Below are 23,945 nucleotides of genomic sequence, written 5' to 3'. Positions count from 1 at the left end.
GCCCCGGACTACCAGGGCGATAACTACCGCGCCCCACGGACCGCCCTCGAAGACATCCTGGCCGGCATCTACGCCCACATCCTGGGCGTCGAACGCGTCGGAATCGACGACTCCTTCTTCCACCTCGGCGGGGACTCACTCTCGGCAATGCGGCTCGTCTCGGCCGTGAATACCGAACTGGACGCCGACCTCACCGTCCGATCCCTGTTCGAGGCACCCACCGTCGCTCAACTCGCGCCCCACGTGCAGGCCGGCGCCGCCCGCACCGACCGCTTGGTGCCCGCCGAACGGCCGGCGCTGGTGCCCCTGTCGTTCGCCCAGTCGCGCTTGTGGTTCATCGACCAGTTCCAGGGCCCATCGCCGGTGTACAACATGGCGGTCGCCCTGAAGCTGAGCGGGCCGGTGGATGCCGAGGTGATGAGCGCCGCCCTAGCCGACGTGGTGGGCCGCCACGAAAGCCTGCGGACCCTGTTCCTCGCGCCCGAAGGCACGCCGCAACAGGCGGTCGTCCCGCCCGAGCGCAGCGAGGTCGGCTGGCAGGTCGTCGACGCCACCCGGTGGCCGGCCTCCTGGCTGGCGGAGGCCACCCACGAGGCGGCGCGCTACACCTTCGATCTAGCCAGCGAATTGCCCTTGCGGGCATGGCTTTTCCACACCGGCGACGATGAACACGTCCTGGTGGCAGTGGTACACCATATCGCCGCGGACGGGTGGTCGCTGGCCCCGCTGGTGCGTGATCTCGGGACGGCCTATGCCAGCAGGTCGTCCGGACGAGCCCCGCAGTGGGCGCCGCTGCCGGTCCAATACGTGGACTACACGCTGTGGCAGCGTGCCCAATTCGGCGACCTCGACGACCCGGACAGCCCCATCGCCGCGCAGCTCGCCTACTGGGAACAAGCCCTGGCTGGGCTACCGGAACGTGTTGAGCTGCCCACCGACCGGCCGTATCCCTTGGTGGCCGATTACCGTGGGGCCGGCGTGGCCGTGCAGTGGCCGGCCGACCTTCAGCAACAGATCGCCGACCTGGCGCGAGCCCATCACGTGACAATTTTCATGGTCGTGCAGGCCGGCCTTGCCGTGCTGCTGTCCAGCCTGAGCGCGAGTTCCGATGTGGCGGTGGGCTTTCCGATCGCGGGCCGGCGCGACCCGGCCCTGGACGACGTCGTCGGTTTCTTCGTCAACACCCTGGTGCTCCGCGTAGACCTCGGCGGCGATCCCAGCGTCGCCGAACTGTTGGCCCGGGTACGGCAGCGCAGCCTGGCGGCCTACGAACACCAGGACGTGCCCTTCGAAGTGCTCGTCGAACGGCTCAACCCCACCCGGGACCTCGCCCACCACCCGCTGGTCCAGGTGATGTTGGCCTGGCAGAACAACCAACCCGTCGACCTGAATCTGGGCGATATACAGGTCACGCCGCTGCCCCTGGAGACCCAGGTCGCCCGGATGGATCTGGTCTTCTCGCTCACCGAACATTGGGGAGAGGACAGCCGGCCCGCCGGCATCACCGGAACGGTGGAGTTCCGCACCGACGTCTTCGACGCGCCCAGCATCGAGACGATGATCGCCCGCCTGCGGCAGGTGCTTTCGGCCATGACCGCCGATCCCGCCCGGGCGCTGTCGACGATCGGCGTCCTCGCCGAGTCGGAGCGCGACCGCCTCGATGCGATCGGCAACCGCGCGGTGTTGACCCAGCCGGTGACCGGTCCGGTGTCCATCCCGGCACTCTTCGACGAACAGGTGACTCACGCGCCCGCGGCGGTGGCGATCACCTGCGGCCGGCGGTCGTGGACCTACCGCGAGGTCGACGCGTCGGCTAACCAGTTGGCGCGCATACTGATTGGCCGCGGCGCGGGCCCCGGCCAGCGGGTGGCGGTGGCGATGCCCCGGTCGGCCGGGGCGATCGTGGCGATCCTGGCCGTGCTGAAGACCGGCGCGGCCTACGTACCGATCGACCCGGCGCTACCGTCGGCCCGCATCGAATTCATGCTCACCGATGCCGCACCGATCGCGACGATCAGCACAGCCGAGATCCGCGCGGATCTGCCCCGGTGCGGACCGGTCATCGACATCGACGACCCCGCCGTGCGCGTCCAACCCACCACGGGATTGCCGGCGCCGGCGGCGGACAACGTCGCGTACGTCATTTACACCTCGGGGACCACGGGCGCCCCCAAGGGTGTCGCGGTAACCCACCACAATGTCACCCAACTGTTGCTGTCGCTGGATCCCGAACTGGGTCTGGGGCGGGTGTGGAGCCACTGTCATTCCCTGGCCTTCGATTTCTCCGTATGGGAACTCTTCGGGCCGCTGCTGCGCGGCGGACGCCTCGTCGTCGTCCCCGATCAGGTGGTCCGGTCTCCGGAAGACCTGCGCGCCTTGCTGATTGCCGAAGGTGTCGAGGTGTTGAGCCAGACCCCGTCGGCGGTGGCGGCACTGGCGACCGACGGCCTGGAATCGGTGGCGCTGATCGTCGGCGGCGAACCGTGCCCCGTCGAGGTGATGGATCGGTGGGCGCCCGGACGGGTGATGATCAACCAATACGGCCCGACGGAGACCACCATGTATGCGGCCATGACCGCGCCGCTGACGGCGGATCTCGATGTGGTGCCGATCGGTTCGCCGGTGCCCGGCGCCGCGCTGTTCGTGCTGGACCACTGGTTGCGTCCGGTGCCGCCCGGCGTGGTGGGGGAGTTGTACATCGCGGGCCGTGGGGTTGCCATCGGTTATCTGGACCGCGCCGGTTTGACGGCATCGCGGTTCGTGGCCTGCCCGTTCGGTGGGCCCGGCGCGCGCATGTATCGCACCGGCGACCTGGTCCGGTGGGGCGCCGACGAGCAGCTCGAGTACCTCGGGCGCGCCGACGAACAGGTCAAGATCCGTGGCTACCGCATCGAGCTCGGTGAAATACACTCCGCGCTCACCGAATTGGACGGCGTCGAGCAGGCCGCGGTGATCGCCCGCGAAGACCACTCCGCGACCGTGCGGCTGGTGGGATATGTCACCGGGACGGCGGACCCGACCGAAGTGCGGTCGCGGCTCGCCGAGCGGTTGCCGGCCTACATGGTGCCGGCCGCCGTCGTGACGCTCGACGCGCTGCCGCTGACCGTCAACGGCAAACTCGATACCCGCGCCCTGCCCGCCCCAAATTACGGCTCGGACGCCTACCGCGCCCCGGCCGACGCGATCGAGGAGATCCTGGCCAGCATCTACGCCCAGGCCCTCGGGCTTGAGCGGGTCGGCGTGGACGATTCGTTCTTCGACCTGGGCGGCGACAGCATCCTGTCGATGCAGGTGGTCGCCCGGGCCCGCGCCGCCGGCGTAATGTGTCGGCCGCGTGACGTTTTCGTGGAACAGACGGTGTCCCGGCTGGCGCGGGTCGTCACGCTGGTCTCCGCAGCAGTCGATGCGTCCGACGACGGGACGGGGCCGGTGGTGGCCACCCCGATCATGCGGTGGCTGCAGAACATGGACGGCCCCATCGAGCAGTTCAACCAGACGCTGGTGCTGGCGGCGCCGGCGGGCGTGGGTCAGGCCGACATACCGGTGCTGCTGCAGGCACTGCTGGACCGGCATCCCATGCTGCGGCTCTGCGTCGACGACGACGGCGCGGGCGACTGGTCCCTGCACGTGCCCGAGGTGGGTGCGGTGGACGCCTGCGCCTGCTTGCGGACCGTGGACGTGCTCTCCGATGCGGCGCTCAGCCAGGCGCGGTCCCGACTGAACCCCGGCGCCGGCGTGCTGCTGAGCGCGGTATGGGCCTGCGCGACAAACCAATTGGCATTGATCATTCACCACCTGGCCGTCGACGCCGTGTCCTGGCGGACGCTGGTCGAGGACATCAACATCGCCTGGGCACAGCGCCACAGCGGCCAGCCGATCGAACTGCCCGCAGGCGGGACCTCGTTCGCCCGGTGGTCGTCGCTGCTGGCCGACCACGCCCGCAGCGCGGCGGTGCTCGACCAGGCAGACGCCTGGCGGCGCATCGAGCAGACACCGGCGCTGTTGCCGGCGGCGCGGCCCGAGGACACCTACGCGACCGCGGGGCAGTTGTCGGCGTCGCTGGACGTCGAGACGACCCGGTCGTTGCTGGGAGAGGTGCCCGCGGCGTTCCACGCCGGGGTGCAGGACATCCTGCTGATCGCCTTCGGGATGGCGATCGCCGAATTCTCCGGCACGGCGAACCCCATCGGCATCGACATCGAGGGCCACGGGCGCGGCGAAGAGCTGGGCCCGAACGTCGATCTGTCCCGCACCGTGGGCTGGTTCACCACCAAACATCCGATCGCCCTGGACATCCCCGGCCTGGACTGGGGACGAGTGAGGGCCGGTGACGCCGCGCTGAGCGCGGTAATCAAGGACGCCAAGGAGCAACTGCGCGCCCTGCCGAACGGTGTGACCTACGGGCTGTTGCGCTACCTGAATCCCGAAGTGGCACTGGCTGGTTCGGATCCGGACATCGGGTTCAACTATCTGGGTCGCCTCGGCGGTGGAACCGCCGGGTTGTCCGACGAGTTGTGGCGGCCGAGCCCGAACAGTCCGTCGTTGAGTGCGGCGGCCGCGGCGCTCGCGCTGCCGTTGCCGCACACGCTGGAGCTCAATGCGGGCACCATGGAGACCGACGACGGTCCCGAGTTGCTGGCGAACTGGACGTGGGCACCCTCGGCGCTGACGCACCGCGAGGCAAAGCGGCTGAGCCGGTTGTGGTTTGAGGCACTGGCCGGCATCTGCGCCCTGGTCCGGCGCGGCGGCGGCGGCTTGACCCCGTCGGACATCGCCCCCGCCAGGCTCAGCCAGCAGCAGATCGACCAACTCGAGCGGCAATACGACGTCGCCGATATCCTGCCGCTGACCCCGCTGCAGCAGGGACTGCTGTTCCATGCGACCGCCGGCCAGGGCGACGCCGACGTGTACGCCGTCCAGCTGAACATCACGCTACGCGGCGCCCTCGATTCGCACCGACTGCAGCGCGCCCTGCATACCGTCGTCACCCGCCACCCCAACCTGGCCGCCCGATTCTGTTCGGACTTCGGCGATCCCGTGCAGATCATCCCCGGCGCTGCCGACCTCGCCTATCAGCATGTCGAGATCCGGGGCGGCGACGTCGAGGAACAGGTCCAGCGGCTCTGCACCGCCGAGCGGGTCGCGGCGCGAAAGCTCGGTGCGGATCCGCCGTTGCGGGCCGCGCTGATCCGCACCGCGGATCACGAACACCGGTTCCTCCTCACCGTCCACCACATCGTGATGGACGGCTGGTCGCTTCCGATCCTGCTGCAAGAGATCTTCGCCTGCTACTACGGCTCGCGATTGCCGACGGCGCTGCCGTACCGCGGGTTCGTCACCTGGCTGGCCGATCGGGACGTCGCCGCCGCCCGCCAGGCCTGGCGCGCTGCGCTCGACGGTTTCGACACCCCCACCATGGTGGGCCCGGCGGGCCGAATCGGGCTGGGCCCGCGCGCCGTGGCGACCCTGCAATTGACGGCCGAAACCACCAGTGCGCTAGGCGAACTCGCGCGCTCCTGCCGCACCACCGTCAACACCGTGCTGCAGGCGGCGTGGGCGCAGCTGCTGATGTGGCAGACCGGTCAACGCGACGTCGCCTTCGGCACCGCCGTCTCGGGCCGCCCGGCCGATCTGCCCGGCGCGGAATCCATGGTGGGCCTGCTGATCAACACCGTGCCGGTGCGCGCGCGCGTCACCGCGGCGAGTACCGTCGCCGACTTGCTGGGCCAGCTGCAACGTGCCCACAACGACACCCTCGAGCACCAGCACCTGGCGCTCAACGAGATTCACCGCATCACCGGGCATGACCAGCTGTTCGACAGCTTGCTCGTATACGAGAACTATCCGGTCGACGCCACGACGTTGTCGGCCGTCCACGACCTGACCGTCACCGAATTCACCAGCCACGACTACAACCACTACCCGCTGTCGCTGCAGGCCGTGCCCGGTGAAGAGCTGCGCCTGCGGGTCGAATTCGACACCGACGTGTTCGACCCGGCCCACATCGACACGCTGACCGCGCGGTTACACCGGCTGCTGGTCGCCATGGCCGCCGATCCGGCCCGGCCGTTGCTGTCCGTGGACGCGCTCGACGGCGGCGAACACGCGCGGCTTGCCGACTGGGGGAATCGGGCGGCGTTGACCGGGGGCGCGGCCGCACCGCCGTCACTGCCCGCGCTGTTCGCCACCCAGGTGACCCGCAGGCCCGACGCGATCGCGGTGACCTGCGAGGGCCGCACGATGACCTATCGCGCGCTCGACGAGGCGTCGAACCGCCTGGCGCACCTGTTGGTTGACCAGGGCATCGGGCCGGGACATGTTGTGGCGTTGCTGTTTTCCCGATCGGCCGAGGCGATCGTGGCCATCCTGGCGGCCCTGAAGGCCGGGGCGGCGTACCTGCCCATCGACCCGGCGCTCCCGCCGGCCCGGATCGGATTCATGATCGATGACACCGCACCGACCGTCGCGCTCAGCACGACGGGCCTGCGCTCGCGCCTGGCCGGGTCCGGACTGCCGGTCATCGACATCGACGCCGCCGCCGTCCACGATCACTCCGGCACCGCGTTGCCGGCGCCGGCATCCGACAACGTCGCGTACATCATCTACACCTCGGGCACCACCGGCGTCCCGAAAGGCGTTGCCGTCACTCATCGCAACGTCGCCCAACTCCTGGAATCGCTGCACGCCGCGCTGCCCGGAGCCGGCGTGTGGTCGCAGTGCCATTCCTACGGCTTCGACGTGTCGATCCAGGAAATCTGGGGCGCCCTGGCCGGCGGCAGCCGCCTGGTGATCGTGCCCGAGCAGGTGACGCGCTCGCCGGACGAACTGCACGCCATGCTGATCGCCGAAAGCGTCACCGTGCTCAGCCAAACCCCATCGGCGCTGGCGGCGCTGTCACCGCAAGGTCTGCATACCGCACTGATCATCGGCGGCGAACCCTGCCCGGCCGCATTGGCCGGCCAGTGGGCCCCGGGCCGGGTGATGATCAACGCCTACGGGCCCACCGAAACCACGGTGGATGTGGTGCTCAGTGCGCCGCTCGCCGTCGACACCGGAGCGCCACCGCTCGGCTCGCCGGTGGCCGGGGCCGCGCTGTTCGTGCTGGACGCATGGCTGCGGCCGGTGGCCGCCGGCGTGGTCGGCGAGCTGTACGTGGCCGGCGCCGGGGTGGCCGTCGGCTATCCGCGCCGCGCCGGTCTGACCGCATCCCGGTTCGTAGCCTGCCCGTTCGGCGGGACCGGGACGCGCATGTATCGCACCGGGGATCTGGTCCGTTGGGGCGCGGACGGTCGGCTGCGCTACGCCGGGCGCGCCGACGGGCAGGTCAAGATCCGTGGCCATCGCATCGAGCTCGGTGAAGTACACAGCGCCCTAGGGCAATTGGACGGCGTCACGCAGTCGGCGGTGATCGCCCGTGAGGACCGGCCGGGCGAGAAGCGGCTCGTCGCCTACCACACCGGCACCGCCGACCCGGCCGAGATCCGCGCCCAGCTGGCCGCGCGGCTACCCGCCTACATGGTCCCGTCCGCGGTGGTGGCCATTGAGGCAATGCCGTTGACGCCCAACGGCAAAATCGACGCCCGCGCCCTCCCGGCACCCGACTACACCCCTGGTGAGTATCGGGCCCCGGCCACCCCCGTCGAGGAAATCCTGGCCGGCATTTACGCCCGGGTGCTGGGGCTCGAGCGGGTCGGGGTGGACGATTCGTTCTTCGATCTGGGCGGCGACTCGCTGTCGGCGATGCGGGCGATCGCCACGATCAACACCACGCTGGACGCCGGCATCGGGGTGCGGATGTTGTTCGAGGCGCCCACCGTTGGCGAGTTGGCCGCACGCGTCGGCGCGGGCGGGGGCAGGCTCGACGGACTCATGGCGCACCAACGGCCGGCGGTGCTGCCGTTGTCGTTCGCCCAGTCGCGGTTGTGGTTCATCGACCAGCTGCACGGCCCCTCACCGGTGTACAACATGGCCGCGGCGCTGCGGCTGAGCGGACGCCTGGACGCCACCGCGCTCGCGGTGGCACTGCGAGACGTGGTGGCACGCCACGAGAGCCTGCGCACGGTATTCACCGCCGTCGAGGGCATACCGCAGCAGGTGGTGTTGCCCCCCGAGCGGGCCGACGTCCCATGGCAAGATGTCGACGCCACGGGCTGGTCACCCGCCCGCCTGGAGGACGCCATCCGCCACACGGCGCGGCACCCGTTTGACCTGACAACCGAAATACCCTTGTGTGCCAAGCTTTTCCGCCTCGGTGATGAGGAGCACGTCCTGGTGGCCGTGGTGCACCACATCGCCGCGGACGGGGGTTCGCTGCCGCCGCTGGTGCGCGATCTGGCGCTGTCCTACGCCAGCCGTGCGGCCGGACAGGCCCCGGACTGGACGCCGCTGCCGGCGCAGTATGCCGACTACACGCTATGGCAGCGCGCGCGATTCGGCGATCTGGAAGATCCGGACAGCCCGATCGCGAAGCAACTGGCGTATTGGGAACGGGCGCTGGCCGGGCTGCCCGAGCGGCTGGAGCTGCCCACCGATCGGCCCTATCCGGCGGTCGCCGACTATCGCGGGGCCAGCGTGGCGGTGGAGTGGCCGGCGGAGTTGCAGCAGCGGGTGCGGGCGGTGGCCGATGCGCACAATGCGACGAGCTTCATGGTGGTGCAGGCCGCCCTGGCGCTGTTGCTGGCCAAGATCAGCGCGAGTTCGGATGTGGCGGTGGGCTTTCCGATCGCCGGGCGGCGCGATCCGGCCCTGGACGACGTGGTGGGCTTCTTCGTCAACACCCTGGTGCTGCGGGTCGACCTGGCCGGTGACCCGACCATCGCCGAACTACTCGCCCAGGTTCGCCGGCGCAGCCTGGCCGCCTACGAGCACCAGGACGTGCCCTTCGAGGCGCTGGTCGAGCGGCTCAACCCGACCCGCAGCCTGGCGCATCATCCGCTGGTGCAGGTCATGCTGGCCTGGCAGAACCACGAGCCGACCGACCTGAGCCTCGGTGACCTGCGGGTCACCCCGCTGCCGGTCGACACTCGCACCGCCCGAACCGACGTGGCGTGGTCGCTGGCCGAACGCTGGACTCGGGACGGCCGGCCCGCCGGGATCGGCGGCGCGGTGGAATTCCGCACCGACGTGTTCGACACCGCCACCGTGCAAACGCTGATCGAGCGCTTGCGGCGGGTGGTGGCGGCGATGACGGCCGACCCCGCCCGGCGACTGTCGTCGATCGATCTGCTCGACGACGACGAGCACGCGCGCCTCCACGCCATCGGTAACCGCGCGGCGCTGTCGCGGCAGGCCAGCGGGCCGTCCTCGATTCCGGCGCTGTTCGCCGCTCAGGTGGCCCGCGACCCGCTGGCGGTGGCGCTGACGTGGGGCGGCCTGTCGATGAGCTATCGCGAGCTCGACGCGGCCGCGAACCGGTTGGCGCACCGGCTCATTGACGAAGGATGCGGACCCGGGCAATGCGTGGCGGTCCTGATGGAGCGCTCGGCGCACGCCGTCGTCGCCATCCTCGCGGTGCTCAAGACCGGCGCGGCGTACCTGCCGATCGACCCCGCCATGCCGCAACAGCGCATCGGATTCATGCTCACCGACGCCGCGCCCGTCGCCGCCGTCACCACGACGAACCTGCGGTCGCGGCTCGACGGATGCGGCGTCGCAATCATCGACGTCGCCGGGGCCGCCGTGCACACCCGGCCCGGCAGCGCCTTGACCGCGCCCGAACCCGCCGACATCGCCTACCTCATCTACACCTCCGGCACCACCGGGACCCCGAAGGGCGTCGCGGTCACCCACGGCAACGTCACCGCACTGCTGGCCTCGATGAACGGCCGGCTGACGTCGCCGACCGGAGTGTGGAGCCAGTGCCATTCGCTGGCCTTCGACTTCTCGGTGTGGGAGATCTTCGGGGCGCTGCTGTCGGGCGGACGGCTGCTGATCGTCCCCGACGACGTCGTGCGCTCACCGGAAGACTTGCGGGCCTTGCTGATTGACGAAGACGTCAGCGCGCTGAGCCAGACCCCGTCGGCCTTCTTCGCGCTACAGGGCGCCGACGCGTCGCGGTCAACGCATCAGTTCACCCCGCGCACCGTGGTGTTCGGCGGCGAAGCGCTGCTTCCCCAGCGGCTGGGCAAGTGGTTGCACAACCACCCGCACCGCCCGCGGCTGATCAACATGTACGGCATCACCGAGACGACGGTGCACGCCTCCTGTCGGGAGATCTGCGACGCGGACATCGACGGCCACGTCAGTCCCATCGGAAAACCGTTGGCGCACCTGGCGTTTTTCGTCCTGGACCCGTGGCTGTGCGCGGTGCCCGCCGGTGTGCCCGGCGAGCTGTACGTGGCCGGGTCCGGGGTGGCCGTCGGTTATCTGGGCCGGGCCGGATTGACGGCGTCGCGGTTCGTGGCCTGCCCCTTCGGCGGCACCGGGACGCGCATGTATCGCACCGGGGACGTGATGCGTTGGGGCCCGGACGGTCAGCTGCACTACCTCGGGCGCGCCGACGATCAGGTCAAGATCCGTGGCCATCGGATCGAGCTCGGTGAAATACACAGCGCCCTCGCCCAATTGGACGGGGTGAAGCAGGCGGCGGTGATCGCCCGTGAGGACCGGCCGGGCGAGAAGCGACTCGTCGGCTATCTCACCGGCACCGCCGATCCGGCCGAGGCCCGCGCCCGGCTGGCCGAGCGGTTACCGGCCTACATGGTGCCCGCCGCGGTGGTCGCCGTCGACGCAATACCGTTGACACCCAACGGCAAACTCGACGTCCGCGCCCTGCCGGCACCGGACTATCACGGCCGTGATCAATACAGCGCCCCGGCCACCGCCGTCGAGCAGACCATCGCCGACATCTACGCCCACGTGCTAGGCGTCGACCGCGTCGGGATCGACGACTCCTTTTTCGACCTCGGTGGCGACTCGCTGTCGGCCATGCGGCTGGTGGCCGAAATCAACGCCGGTCTCGACGTCCACCTCGGCGTGCGGGCCCTGTTCGAAGCGCCCACCATTCGCCGTCTGGCGGGCCGCCTGGGCGCCGATGGGGGCGGGCGCCTGCCCCTGGTCGCCGCAGCGCGGCCGGCGGTGGTGCCGTTGTCGTTCGCCCAGTCGCGGTTGTGGTTCATCGGCCAATTGCATGGGCCCTCGCCGGTGCACAACATGGCCATCGCCCTGCAACTGCACGGGCGCCTCGACGACGCGGCGTTCGGCGCCGCGCTAGCCGACGTCGTGGCCCGCCACGAAAGCCTGCGGACCCTGTTCCCGGCGCACGAGGGCATACCCCAGCAACTGGTGGTCGAGGCGGGGGAGGCCGACTTCGGATGGCAGATCAGCGATGCGCGTGGGTGGTCGGCCGCCCGGCTGGGCAAGGCCATCGACACCGTGGTCGGCCACCGCTTCGAGTTGGCCACCGAACTCCCGTTGCGGGCGCTGCTGTTTCGGGTGGACGACAACGAGTATCTGCTGGTTGCCGTGCTGCATCACATCGCCGCCGACGGGTGGTCGCTGACGCCGCTGGTGCGCGATCTGGGCGAGGCCTATGCCAGCCGTGTAGCCGGACAGGCCCCGGGCTGGGCGCCGCTGCCGGTGCAGTATGTCGACTACACACTGTGGCAGCGCGCGCAATTCGGCGAATTGCAGGACCCGCACAGCCTGATCGCCGGGCAGTTGCGGTATTGGGAACACACCCTGGCCGGAATGCCCGAGCGGCTGGAACTGCCGACCGATCGGCCCTACCCGATGGTGGCCGACTTCGGCGGGGCCAGCGTGGCGGTGGAGTGGCCGGCGGAGTTGCAGCAGCGGGTACGGGCGGTGGCCAACGCGCACAACGCCACGAGCTTCATGGTGGTGCAGGCCGCCCTGGCGGTGTTGCTGGCCAAGATCAGCGCGAGTTCGGATGTGGCGGTGGGTTTTCCGATCGCCGGGCGGCGCGATCCGGCCCTGGACGACGTGGTGGGCTTCTTCGTCAACACCCTGGTGCTGCGGGTCGACCTGGCCGGTGACCCCACCGTCGCCGAGGTCTTGGCGCACGTGCGCGCGCGCAGCCTGGCCGCCTACGAACATCAGGATGTGCCCTTCGAGGTACTCGTGGAGCGGCTCAACCCGACCCGCAGCCTGGCGCATCATCCGCTGGTGCAGGTCATGCTGGCCTGGCAGAACACCGATGCCGCCGAACTGAGCCTCGGCGACGTCCGGGTCACCCCGGTCCCGGTAGAGACCCGCACCGCGCGAATGGATCTCGCGTGGTCGCTGGCCGAACGCTGGACTCGGGACGGCCGGCCCGCCGGGATCGGCGGCGCGGTGGAGTTCCGCACCGACGTGTTCGACACCGCCACCATCGAAGCCCTGGTGTGCCGGCTGCATCGGGTGCTGACGGCCATCACCGCCGACCCCACCGCGCGGTTGTCGTCGATCGACGTGCTGGGCGCCGACGAGCACGCCCGCCTCGATGCGATCGGCAACCGGACGGCGCTGACGCGCGAGGCGCACCCACCCGCGTCGATCCCGGAGGTGTTCGCTGAGCATGTCGCGCGCGCGCCCGAGGCGGTGGCCATCACCGACGGATCGTGTTCGTGGACCTACCGTGAACTCGACGAGTCCGCGAACCGGTTGGCGCACTTGCTCGTTCACCACGGCGCGGGACCGGGCCAGTGCGTGGCGCTGCTCGTCGAACGCTCCGCCCGGGCCGTCGCCGCGATCCTGGCCGTGCTCAAGACCGGCGCCGCGTACCTGCCGATCGACCCGGCGCTGCCGGCGGCCCGGATCGACTTCATGCTCACCGATGCCGCACCGACGGTCGTGCTCACCACCGCCGAGTATCGTTCGCGCTCGGGAGATCTCGGCCCGCTCGTCATCGACATCGACGACCCGGAGGTCCACCGCCAGCCTGCGACGCCGCTGCCAGCACCGGCGCCGCAGGGCGTCGCCTACACGATCTACACCTCGGGCACCACCGGTGTCCCCAAGGGGGTGGCCGTGACCCACGGCAACGCCACCCAGCTGTTCGCCTCGCTGGGCGCCGCCGGCCTGCCCGCGGCGCCGGGGAAGGTGTGGAGCCAATGCCACTCGCTGGCTTTCGACTTCTCGGTGTGGGAGATCTTCGGTGCGCTGCTGCACGGCGGACGGGTGCTGGTGGTGCCCGACGAGGTGGTGCGCTCGCCGAAAGACCTGCACGCCTTGCTCGTCGCCGAACGCGTCGACATGCTGACCCAAACGCCGTCCGAGGTGGGGATGCTCGGCACGGAGGGGCTGGAGTCGACGGTGCTGGCCGTCGCGGGCGAAGCCTGCCCCGTCGAAGTGGTGGACCGCTGGGCGGCCGGACGCGTGATGGTCAACGTCTACGGCCCCACCGAGATCACGATCGTCGCGGCCGTCAGCGCCCCGCTCGCCCCGGGACCCGAGGCGCCGCCGATCGGTTCGCCGGTGGCGGGCGCCGCGTTGTTCGTGCTCGACGGGTGCCTGCGGCCGGTGCCCGCGGGTGTGGCCGGCGAGTTGTATGTGGCCGGTGCCGGCGTGTCGACCGGCTACCTGGGCCGGGCCGGCCTGACCGCGTCGCGGTTCGTGGCCTGCCCGTTCGGCGGGACGGGGGCGCGCATGTATCGCACCGGGGACCTGGCCTGGTGGGGCGCGGACGGGCAGCTCCGGTATGTCGGGCGCGCCGACGAGCAGGTCAAGATCCGCGGCTACCGCATCGAACTCGGCGAGATCCAGGCCGCGCTGGCCGGGCTGGCCGGCGTGGAGCGGGCGCTGGTGATCGCCCGCGAGGACCGCCCGGGCGACAAGCGGCTGGTGGGGTACATCACCGGCACGGCCAACCCGGCAGAGATCCGCACGGTGCTGGCCGAGCGCCTGCCCGCCTACATGGTGCCGTCCGCGGTGGTGGTGTTGCCGGCACTCCCGTTGACACCGAGCGGCAAGCTCGACATCCGCTCGCTGCCGGCGCCCGACTACGGCACCGAGGACTACCTGGCCCCGGCCACCGCCGTGGAGGAGATCCTGGCCTGGCTGTACGCCCAGGTGCTCGGCTTGGAGCGGGTCGGGGTCTCCGAATCGTTCTTCGACCTGGGTGGGGATTCGCTGTCGGCCATGCGCCTGGTCGCCGCGATCTACAACGCCCTCGATGTCCACCTGCCGGTGCGCGCCGTCTTCGAGGCGCCGTCGGTGCGCGCCCTGAGCCAGCAGCTCAACGCCGAACACGGTGCGGCAGAGGGTCTTCGCGCCGACTTCGCGTCCGTGCACGGCCGCGACGCGACCGAGGTGTACGCCAGCGACCTGACGCTGGACAAGTTCATCGACGCCCCGACGCTGTCGACCGCGCCGGCGCTGCCGGCCCCGCGCGGCGACCTGCGCACGGTCCTGCTGACCGGGGCCACCGGCTTCCTCGGTCGCTACCTGGTGCTGCAGTGGCTGGAACGGCTGGAACTGGCGGACGGAAAGCTGATCTGCCTGGTGCGGGCCGCCTCCGACGAGGACGCGCGCCGCCGGCTCGAAAAGACCTTCGACAGCGGCGATCCGGCGCTGCTGCGGTATTTCCACGAACTCGCCGACGACCATCTCGAGGTGATCGCCGGTGACAAGGGTCGCGCGAACCTCGGCGTGGACGAACCGACCTGGCAGCGGCTGGCCGACACCGTCGATCTGATCGTGGACTGCGCGGCCGTCGTCAACGGCGTGCTGCCCTACAGCGAGCTGTTCACCCCCAACGTCGCGGGCACCGCCGAGCTGATCCGGCTGGCGGTCACCACCAAACTCAAGCCGTACACCTACGTGTCGACGGCCAACGTCGGTGACCAAATCGAGCCGGCGGCGTTCACCGAGGACGCCGACGTCCGGACGGCTGGCCCGATTCGCACCGTCGACGGCAGTTACGGCAACGGCTACGGCAACAGCAAGTGGGCGGGCGAGGTGCTGCTGCGCGAGGCCAACGACCTGTGCGGGCTGCCGGTTTCGGTGTTCCGCTGCGACATGATCCTGGCCGCCACCACCTATCGGGGCCAGCTGAACCTGTCGGACATGTTCACCCGGATGGTGCACAGCGTGGTGGCCAGTGGCGTCGCGCCGCGCTCGTTCTATGCGCTCGACGCCGACGGCAACCGGCAACGCGCGCACTTCGACGCGCTGCCGGTCGAGTTCGTCGCCGAGGCGATCGCCACGCTGGGCGCCCAGGTGATGGACGGGTTCGAGACCTACCACGTGATGAATCCGCACGACGACGGCATCGGCCTCGACGAGTACGTCGACTGGCTCATCGAGGCCGGCTACCCGATCGAGCGGGTCGACGACTTCACCGAATGGCTGCAGCGGATGGAGACCGCCCTGCACGCCCTGCCCGAGCGGCAGCGCCACCAGTCGGTGCTGCAACTGTTGCAGCTGCGCAACGCCTTGCACGTGCCGCCGGCGGATCCCGCCCGCGGGTGCCTGGGGCCGACGGAGCGTTTCCGCGCCGCGGTGCAGGAAGCCAAGATCGGTCCCGATAACGACATTCCGCAGATCAGCCCGTCGGTGATCGTCAAATACGTGACCGACCTGAAGCTGCTCGGTCTGCTCTGAAATCCTTTGGCTGATAGGGGTTTTCGCTGCCGCGATCAAACCCGTCGTCGCCGCGGCGTCGGCTGGCTACCATGACGGGAGAACCCGACGGTCCCGCCCGCACGGAGGAGTGCTCATCCGATGACAACAGCGCGCCTGCCTCAACTGCCACTCGACGAAGCCAAGGCCGCGGCCGACGAGGCGGCCGTCCCCAACTACATGGCCGAACTCAGCATCTTTCAGGTGCTGCTCAACCATCCGCCGCTGGCGCGCGGCATCAACGACCTGCTCGCCACCATGCTCTGGCACGGCGCCCTCGATTCGCGGTTGCGCGAGTTGGTGATCATGCGGATCGGCTGGCTCACCGGCTGCGATTACGAGTGGACTCAGCACTGGCGCGTCGCATCGCGGCTCGGCGTGCCGGCCGATGATCTGCTGGGCGTGCGGGATTGGCAGAACCACGCCGGGTTCGGGGTCGTCGAGCGGGCCGTGCTCGCCGCCACCGACGACGTGGTGCGCGACGGCGCGGTGAGCGCCGCGAACTGGGCGGCATGTGAGCGCGAATTCTGCGGTGACACAACGGTTCTCGTCGAACTGGTCACGGTCATCGGGGCCTGGCGGATGGTCGCCTCGATCCTGCAGAGCCTGGAGGTGCCGCTGGAGGAGGGCGTGGCGAGCTGGCCGCCGGACGGCCGGTCGCCCCGGGCTTAGGGGCGATCGCGCACCTGAGTTGCCCACTCCCCGTGGCCGATTGACTTCGCAATCGATAGCTTTTAGCGTCGGGCGATGAGAACCAGGGTCGCCGAGATGCTCGGAGTCGAATTCCCGATCTGCGCCTTCAGCCACTGCCGTGACGTGGTGGCCGCGGTGACCAACGCCGGGGGCTTCGGGATCCTGGGCGCCACCGCGCACAGCCCGCAGCGGCTACAGAGCGAGCTGGCCTGGATCGAGGAGCGGACCGGGGGCAAGCCCTACGGGGTCGACCTGTTGTTACCGCCCAAATACGTCGGCGCCGAGCAGGGCGGCATCGACACCAGCCAGGCTCGCACCCTGTTGCCCGACGAGCACCGCGCCTTCGTCGACGACCTGCTGGCCCGCTACGGGGTCACCGCGCCCGCCGCGGAGCCGCGCCGCTCCCTCGGCGGCCTGAACATCTCGCCGAAGACCTACGAGCCGCTGCTCGACGTCGCCTTCTCCAACAACATCCGGCTGATCGCCAGCGCGCTCGGGCCGCCCCCAGCGGACCTCGTCCAGCGCGCGCACGACCGCGACGTGCTGGTGGCCGCGCTGGCCGGCACCACCCGGCACGCGCAGCGGCACGCCGACGCGGGCGTCGACCTGATCGTCGCGCAAGGCACCGAGGCCGGCGGTCATACCGGTGAGGTGGCGACCATGGTCCTGGTGCCCGAGGTCGTCGACGCCGTGGCGCCGGTGCCCGTCCTGGCCGCCGGAGGGATCGCCCGCGGTCGCCAGATCGCGGCGGCGCTGGCCCTGGGCGCGGAGGGCGTGTGGTGCGGCTCGGTGTGGCTGACCACCGAAGAGGCCGAGACCGTGCCCGTGGTCAAGGAGAAGTTCCTGGCCGCCAGCTCGTCGGACACCGTCCGGTCGCGCTCGATGACGGGCAAGCCGGCGCGGATGCTGCGCACCGCCTGGACCGACGAGTGGGAGCGGCCGGAAAACCCCGACCCGCTGGGCATGCCGCTGCAGACCGCCCTGGTCACCGAGCCGCAGGTGCGCATCAACGCCGCCGCCGCGCAGGCGGGCGCCAAGGCGCGTGAGCTCGCCACCTACTTCGTCGGGCAGGTGGTCGGCTCGCTCGACCGGGTCCGCCCGACGCGCTCGGTGGTGCTCGACATGGTCGAGGAATTCATCGACACGATCGGCCGGCTCGAGGGCCTGGTCGACAAGTGATCCCGAGTCGTTTGTCCAGGTCAGGGTCGCAAACCTGACCGGATGCTGGGTGCTCGCCGCAGGAATCCGCACAGAATCCCCGACTCGCCATCCAGGGATTTGACCGCGTCATACCCGTCGTGCATTATCGGTCGGGTATGCACCTCGTTAGGTGAGGCGTCTACACGAATACAGGCCACTGACCCCGAACGTCGAAAGACGCCCCGGGTCAGGACAGCTCCTCCCGGCTTAAGGGTTGAGCCCAGGTGGCTTCCGGCTCGGATTGTTTGTCCAGGCCAGGACACGTCGTGTGGTGCCGAAGCTCTGACGAGAGGGGTGCGGATCTCCGGCGGTCGTCGGGTTCTGCTCCTTTGCTGCGCATAGATCGCACGCGAACCGCGCGTGCGTCGTGACCGCGAGGAGGTGAGGGACAGATGCGTTCTAGCGATAGTCCGGATCGAAGTCCGAACTGTGTTTCGTCCCCATCCGGTCTCCGGCGCGACCTGCTCGGCTGAGTCGTCGCAACGCTAAGTGGTTATCGGCCAAGCGTTCTCGAGATCGGAACCGACGCGGGGCGGGACACGTCAGTCCAATCAATCCCCGTTGGATCTCCCCTCTAGGAGGCGATGATGACCGCAGTTCTCTACGACCAAGTGGTGACCGTAGCGCCCGCGCGCACGCTGACCGTGGTGCGCGACACCGACACCGTTCCGGCCATCGCGCAGGCGCCCGTGGCCAAGGGCCGCCGCCGCGCCGACACCCCGCCGTTCGGCGCCGGTAGCGACCCGCTGGTGGACGGCGCCGCTCGGCTGCTGAGCGTGCCGCTGCGTCACGTGTACGCCGCGCTGTGGCGCGTCGGCGTCCTCGAAGTCCGGGCCTGAAGCCGAACTCCGATGGACGTCGAGCAACTCGGGCTCCAAGGGGTCGCCTGGTCGCAGACGTAGTTCTGCGCCTTGGCGACCCCTTGGAGTGCACCCGGATTTGCGGGTCTTCGTAGAATCGTCTTACTGGCATCGATCCGGCCATCACCGGGGAGCCTTCGGAAGAACAGCCGTCGTGGCCCAGTAGAACCGAACGGGTAGGCCCGTCACAGCCGTCATCGAGTGGCCACGCGAAAGCGCGGCAAGCGGGGTGGTACCGCGGCGCTCGCGCAGCCAGCGCGTCGTCGTCCCCGGTTTGCACCGTGGCACAGGAGACAACGCGCATCGTGACCGACAACGCTGAGGTTCAGGCCTACCCGAAGCCAGGAGCGCCGGACTTCCCGGCGCTCGAGCTCGAGGTGCTCGACTACTGGGCCCGCGACAACACCTTCCGGGCCAGCATCGCCCGCCGCGACGGCGCACCGGAATACGTGTTCTACGACGGGCCGCCGTTCGCCAACGGGCTGCCGCACTACGGTCACCTGCTCACCGGCTACGTCAAGGACATCGTCCCGCGGTACCGCACCATGCGCGGCTACAAGGTGGAGCGCCGCTTCGGCTGGGACACCCACGGGCTGCCCGCCGAACTCGAGGTCGAGCGCCAGCTCGGGATCACCGACAAATCGCAGATCGACGACATGGGCATCGCGGCGTTCAACGACGCCTGCCGCGCCTCGGTGCTGCGCTACACCGACGAGTGGCAGGCCTACGTCACCCGCCAGGCGCGCTGGGTCGACTTCGACAACGACTACAAGACGCTGGATCTGCCCTACATGGAGTCGGTGATCTGGGCGTTCAAACAACTCTGGGACAAGGGCCTGGCCTACGAGGGCTACCGGGTGTTGCCGTATTGCTGGCGCGACGAAACCCCGCTGTCCAACCACGAATTGCGGATGGACGACGACGTGTACCAGAGCCGCCAGGATCCCGCCCTGACGGTGGGATTCACGGTGGTCGGTGGCCCGCTGGACGGGGCACATCTGTTGATCTGGACGACGACACCGTGGACCCTGCCGTCCAACCTCGCCGTCGCGGTCAATCCCGAGGTGACCTACGTCGAAGTCCGGTCGCAGGGCAAGCGTTTCGTGCTCGCGGAGCCGCGGCTGGCCGCCTACGCCCGCGAGCTGGGGGACGAACCCGAGATCCTGGCCACTTATGTCGGCGCCGACCTGCTCGGCACGCGGTACCTGCCGCCGTTCCCGTATTTCATGGACACGGCCAAGGCATTTCAGGTGCTGCCCGGCGAGTTCGTCACCACCGAGGACGGCACCGGCATCGTGCACATGGCGCCGGCCTACGGCGAGGACGACATGGTCACCACCGACAAGGTCGGCATCGTCCCGGTCACGCCGGTCGACTCCAGGGGGCGGTTCGACGCCACAGTCCCGGATTACCAGGGGCAGCACGTCTTTGACGCCAACCCGCACATCATCCGCGACCTGAAGAACGGCAGCGGCCCGGCCGCGGCCAACGGGGCGGTGCTGCTGCGCCACGAAACCTACGAGCACCCCTACCCGCACTGCTGGCGATGCCGCAATCCGCTGATCTACCGGGCGGTGTCGTCATGGTTCGTCGCGGTCACCGAATTTCGGGACCGCATGGTCGAGCTCAACCAACAGATCACCTGGTATCCCGAGCACGTCAAGGACGGCCAGTTCGGCAAGTGGCTGCAGGGCGCCCGTGACTGGTCGATCTCGCGAAACCGCTACTGGGGCACCCCGATTCCGGTGTGGAAGTCCGACGACCCCGCCTACCCGAGGATCGACGTCTACGGCAGCCTCGACGAACTCGAACGCGACTTCGGGGTGCGCCCCACCAATCTGCACCGGCCGTTCATCGACGAGCTGACCCGGCCCAACCCCGACGACCCGACCGGGGCCAGCACGATGCGGCGCATCCCCGACGTGCTCGACGTGTGGTTCGACTCGGGTTCGATGCCCTATGCCCAGGTGCACTACCCGTTCGAGAATCGCGACTGGTTCGACGGTCATTACCCGGGCGACTTCATCGTCGAATACATCGGGCAGACCCGCGGCTGGTTCTACACCCTGCACGTGCTGGCCACCGCGCTCTTCGATCGGCCGGCCTTCAAAACCTGTGTGGCACATGGCATCGTGCTGGGCTCCGACGGCCAGAAGATGAGCAAGTCGCTGCGCAACTACCCGGACGTGTCCGAGGTGTTCGACCGCGACGGCTCCGACGCCATGCGCTGGTTCCTGATGGCCTCGCCGATCCTGCGCGGTGGCAACCTGATCGTGACGGAACAGGGTATCCGCGAGGGCGTGCGCCAGGTGCTGCTGCCGTTCTGGAACGCCTACAGCTTCCTGGCCCTCTACGCGCCCAAAGTCGGTACCTGGCGCACCGATTCGACGCAGGTGCTGGACCGCTACATCCTGGCCAAGCTCGCCGAGCTGCGCGACGATCTGACGCATGAGATGGACACCTGTGACATCTCGCGGGCCTGCGAGCAGCTGCGCCAGTTCACCGAGGCGCTGACGAACTGGTATGTGCGGCGGTCGCGTTCGCGGTTCTGGGAAGAGGACGCCGACGCCATCGACACCCTGCACACCGTGCTGGAGGTGACCGCGCGGCTGGCCGCGCCGTTGCTGCCCTCGGTGACCGAGATCGTCTGGCGCGGCCTGACGGCGCAGCGGTCGGTGCACCTGACCGATTGGCCGCAGGCCGGCGACGTGCCCGCCGACCGCGACCTGGTCGCCGCGATGGATCAGGTCCGCGACGTCTGTTCGGCCGCGTCCTCGCTGCGCAAGGCCAAGAAACTGCGGGTGCGGTTGCCGTTGCCGAAACTCACCGTGGCCGTGGCGGATCCGCAGCGGCTGGAGCCGTTCGTCGACCTCATCGCCGACGAACTCAACGTCAAGAGCGTCGAGCTGACCGACGCGATCGACACCTACGGCCGCTTCGAGCTCACCGTCAACGCGCGGGTGGCCGGGCCCCGGCTGGGCAAGGACGTGCAAGCCGCCATCAAGGCGGTCAAGGCGGGGGAGGGCGTCGTCAATCCCGACGGCACCCTGACCGCGGGTCCCGCGGTGCTGCAACCCGAGGAATACAGCTCACGACTGGTCGCCGCCGACCCGGAATTCACCGCGGCCCTGCCCGACGGCGCGGGCCTGGTGGTCCTGGACGGCACGGTGACCTCCGAGCTCGAGGCCGAAGGCTGGGCCAAGGACCGGATCCGCGAATTGCAGGAGCTGCGCAAATCGACGGGTTTGGATGTGTCCGACCGGATTTCGGTGGTCATGGCGGTACCGGACGAGCGGGCCGACTGGGCGCGAACCCACCGCGACCTCATCGCGGGTGAGATCCTGGCCACCAGCTTCGAATTCGGCGACCCGGCCGACGGCGCCGAGATCGGCGACGGCGTGCGGGTGCGCATCGCCAAGGCCTGAGCCCGCCGCGGTCGGCCGCGAGCGCACCGGAAGCGGTCAGTTCCTCGATCGCAGCGCCCGGTGGGCGTGCGGCCAGAACGGCATGCCAACGGCGACCGTCGCCCCGGTAGCGATCACGCCGACCGCCACGTCGACGCTCTTGCGACCATCCGAAGCCCAATAGACGTCCTTGAGATCCAACAGCAGCGCCAGTTCGTCGACGATCATCGCGTTGGCCGCGCCGTAGGCCACCGCCGCCGCGGGGTGCTGGCGTTGCTTGTCGCTGCCGCGCAGCCCGATGCCGGCCACCGTGGCCAGCATGCCGATGCCGATGTTGTAGTGGTGGAAGTGCTTGCCGCCCAACGACACTCCGCCACCGGAGGGGCCATGCCCGGCCCGGATCCAGTGGGTGAGGCCGCGCAGGCCGGCGAAGGTGAGGGTGAACGAGGCCCAGGCCAGCACGGTGGCCTGCTCCCCGGGTTGCAGGCGCTCGTTCCATTGGTGGCGCAGCCGCGCCCATCGCGTCGAGGGCGACGCGTCCCCGTGCGGAACAGCCGCAGCGCCGGACTCGGTGGCCATGACAAAACGGTAGTTCACCTGGCCCGTCGTGGGGGCAATAGCATCGATCGGGTGGAGTCGCGGTGGGTGCTGCACCTGGACATGGATGCGTTCTTCGCCTCCGTCGAGCAACTCACCCGCCCGACGCTGCGTGGGCGCCCCGTGCTGGTCGGCGGACTGGGCGGGCGCGGCGTGGTGGCCGGGGCCAGCTACGAGGCGCGCGTGTTCGGGGCGCGCTCGGCCATGCCCATGCACCAGGCCCGCCGGCTGGTCGGCGTAAGCGCGGTGGTGCTGCCGCCGCGCGGCGTGGTCTACGGGCTGGCCAGCCGCCGGGTGTTCGACACCATCCGCGCCGTGGTGCCCGTGGTCGAGCAGTTGTCCTTCGACGAGGGGTTCGGTGAACCCGCCCAGCTCGCCGGGGCGTCCGCCGAAGACGTCGAGGCGTTCTGCGAGGACCTGCGCCGACGGGTCCGCGACCACACCGGGCTGATCGCCTCGGTGGGCGCCGGGTCGGGCAAGCAGATCGCCAAGATCGCCTCCGGACTGGCCAAGCCCGACGGGGTCCGGGTGGTGCGCCGCGCCGAGGAACGCCTGCTGCTGGGCGGGCTGCCGGTGCGCCGGCTGTGGGGGATCGGGCCGGTCGCCGAGGAGCGGTTGCATCGCCTCGGCATCGAGACCATCGGCGAGCTGGCCGCGCTGACCGAGGCCGAGGCGGCCAACATCCTGGGCGCCACGATCGGGCCGGCGCTGCACCGGCTGGCCCGCGGCATCGACGACCGCCCGGTCGCCGAGCGCGCCGAGGCCAAGCAGATCAGCTCCGAATCGACCTTCGCCGTCGACCTGACCAGCCTGGAGCAGTTGCGCGAGGCCATCGAGCCGATCGCCGAGCACGCCCATCAGCGCCTGCTGCGCGACGGTCGCGGCGCGCGCACCGTAACGGTCAAGCTGAAGAAGTCCGACATGAGCACCTTGACACGGTCGGCGACGCTGCCTTACGCCACCACCGAGGTCGCGGCGCTGCTCGGTCTGGCCCGCCGGCTGCTGCTGGATCCGCGCGAGATCGGGCCCATTCGCCTGCTCGGCGTGGGCTTTTCGGGGCTGAGCGACGTGCGGCAGGAATCGCTGTTCCCGGACTTGGAAGTGCCTGAACCGCAACAGGATTCGGCGTCGGTGGAAACCGCGACCGAGGCCATGTATGGGCCCGGGCCCCAGACAGCAGACGATGCGGGGTGGCGGGTCGGAGACGACGTGGCACACCGCGACCTCGGGCACGGCTGGGTGCAGGGCGCCGGCCACGGCGTGGTCACCGCGCGGTTCGAAACCCGCACCTCCGGACCCGGCCCGGCCCGCACGTTCCCCGCCGACGACGGGGACCTGGTGCGCGCGAACCCGGTCGATTCCCTGGATTGGCCCGATTACGTCGGGGGCCTGCAGGCCGCCGAACTCCGAGCGGTGTCAGCCCCACCGGGCGATGACGTCGGCCGCGGGTAGCTGCGCGGCCAGCGCGGCGATCAGCAGCACCCGCGCCTGGGGCGGCCGCAGCCGCGGCACCAGCACCGCCCCGGCGGCGGCCATGTCATGGCCGGGGCCGTAGCTGGCCCCGACCCGACCGTCGGGCACGCGGGTGGACACCGCGACCACCACGCCGTCGCCGCAGTGCCGGCGCACCGCG

At 70.0% G+C, this 23,945-nt stretch carries 7 protein-coding genes, 1 pseudogene and 1 riboswitch; of the genes and pseudogenes, 6 read left to right on the top strand and 2 right to left on the bottom strand.

Translation table 11 applies throughout. The annotated features are described in order from the left end of the window. The 5 genes from A5659_RS06535 to ileS all read left to right on the top strand — a co-directional run. Positions 1-15,540, top strand: a 15,540-nt coding sequence (locus A5659_RS06535; RefSeq protein WP_067179896.1) for a non-ribosomal peptide synthetase, incomplete at its 5' end; no start/stop codon positions are given. A gap of 120 nt (positions 15,541-15,660) precedes the next feature. Then, the gene (locus A5659_RS06530; protein WP_066871291.1) at positions 15,661-16,230 is read left to right on the top strand and encodes a carboxymuconolactone decarboxylase family protein; all 570 of its coding nucleotides are present in this window, start codon (positions 15,661-15,663) and stop codon (positions 16,228-16,230) included. Positions 16,231-16,305: 75 nt separating this feature from the next. Further along, on the top strand, positions 16,306-17,430 hold the full coding sequence (locus tag A5659_RS06525; RefSeq protein WP_066871288.1) for a nitronate monooxygenase family protein: 1,125 nt from the start codon (positions 16,306-16,308) through the stop codon (positions 17,428-17,430). 136 nt (positions 17,431-17,566) lie between these two features. Beyond that, positions 17,567-17,752: riboswitch (M-box (ykoK) riboswitch) on the top strand. 286 nt (positions 17,753-18,038) lie between these two features. Then, on the top strand, positions 18,039-18,290 hold the full coding sequence (locus A5659_RS06520; RefSeq protein ID WP_067179900.1) for an Rv1535 family protein: 252 nt from the start codon (positions 18,039-18,041) through the stop codon (positions 18,288-18,290). A gap of 326 nt (positions 18,291-18,616) precedes the next feature. Continuing rightward, on the top strand, positions 18,617-21,736 hold the full coding sequence (ileS, locus tag A5659_RS06515) for an isoleucine--tRNA ligase (protein WP_066871303.1): 3,120 nt from the start codon (positions 18,617-18,619) through the stop codon (positions 21,734-21,736). A 36-nt stretch (positions 21,737-21,772) separates the two neighbouring features. Here the strand turns inward: ileS and A5659_RS06510 are convergent, their stop codons facing one another. Continuing rightward, positions 21,773-22,294: a hypothetical protein gene (locus tag A5659_RS06510; protein WP_082972059.1), complete on the bottom strand. Its 522-nt coding sequence runs from the start codon at positions 22,292-22,294 to the stop codon at positions 21,773-21,775. 66 nt (positions 22,295-22,360) lie between these two features. Between A5659_RS06510 and A5659_RS06505 the strand changes: the two genes are divergently transcribed. Beyond that, the gene (locus A5659_RS06505; protein ID WP_197497938.1) at positions 22,361-23,764 is read left to right on the top strand and encodes a DNA polymerase IV; all 1,404 of its coding nucleotides are present in this window, start codon (positions 22,361-22,363) and stop codon (positions 23,762-23,764) included. Here A5659_RS06505 and A5659_RS06500 read toward each other — a convergent pair. After that, positions 23,729-23,945, bottom strand: a pseudogene (locus tag A5659_RS06500) (L-asparaginase); the annotation flags it as partial. The gene A5659_RS06505 and the pseudogene A5659_RS06500 sit on opposite strands and share 36 nt — an antisense overlap.

The organism is Mycobacterium sp. 1165196.3, from assembly GCF_001673415.1.
Taxonomy (GTDB): Bacteria; Actinomycetota; Actinomycetes; order Mycobacteriales; family Mycobacteriaceae; genus Mycobacterium; species Mycobacterium europaeum_A.
The sequence above is the reverse complement of the archived record's forward strand: the minus strand, read 5'-3'. Positions and strand labels throughout refer to the sequence as shown.

Excerpts from the sequence above, each read along its gene's own strand:
- A5659_RS06530 (WP_066871291.1), top strand. The coding sequence starts at position 15,661 with ATGACAACAGCGCGCCTGCCTCAACTGCCACTCGACGAAGCCAAGGCC.
- A5659_RS06525 (WP_066871288.1), top strand. The coding sequence starts at position 16,306 with ATGAGAACCAGGGTCGCCGAGATGCTCGGAGTCGAATTCCCGATCTGC.
- A5659_RS06520 (WP_067179900.1), top strand. The coding sequence starts at position 18,039 with ATGACCGCAGTTCTCTACGACCAAGTGGTGACCGTAGCGCCCGCGCGC.
- A5659_RS06510 (WP_082972059.1), bottom strand. The coding sequence starts at position 22,294 with ATGGCCACCGAGTCCGGCGCTGCGGCTGTTCCGCACGGGGACGCGTCG.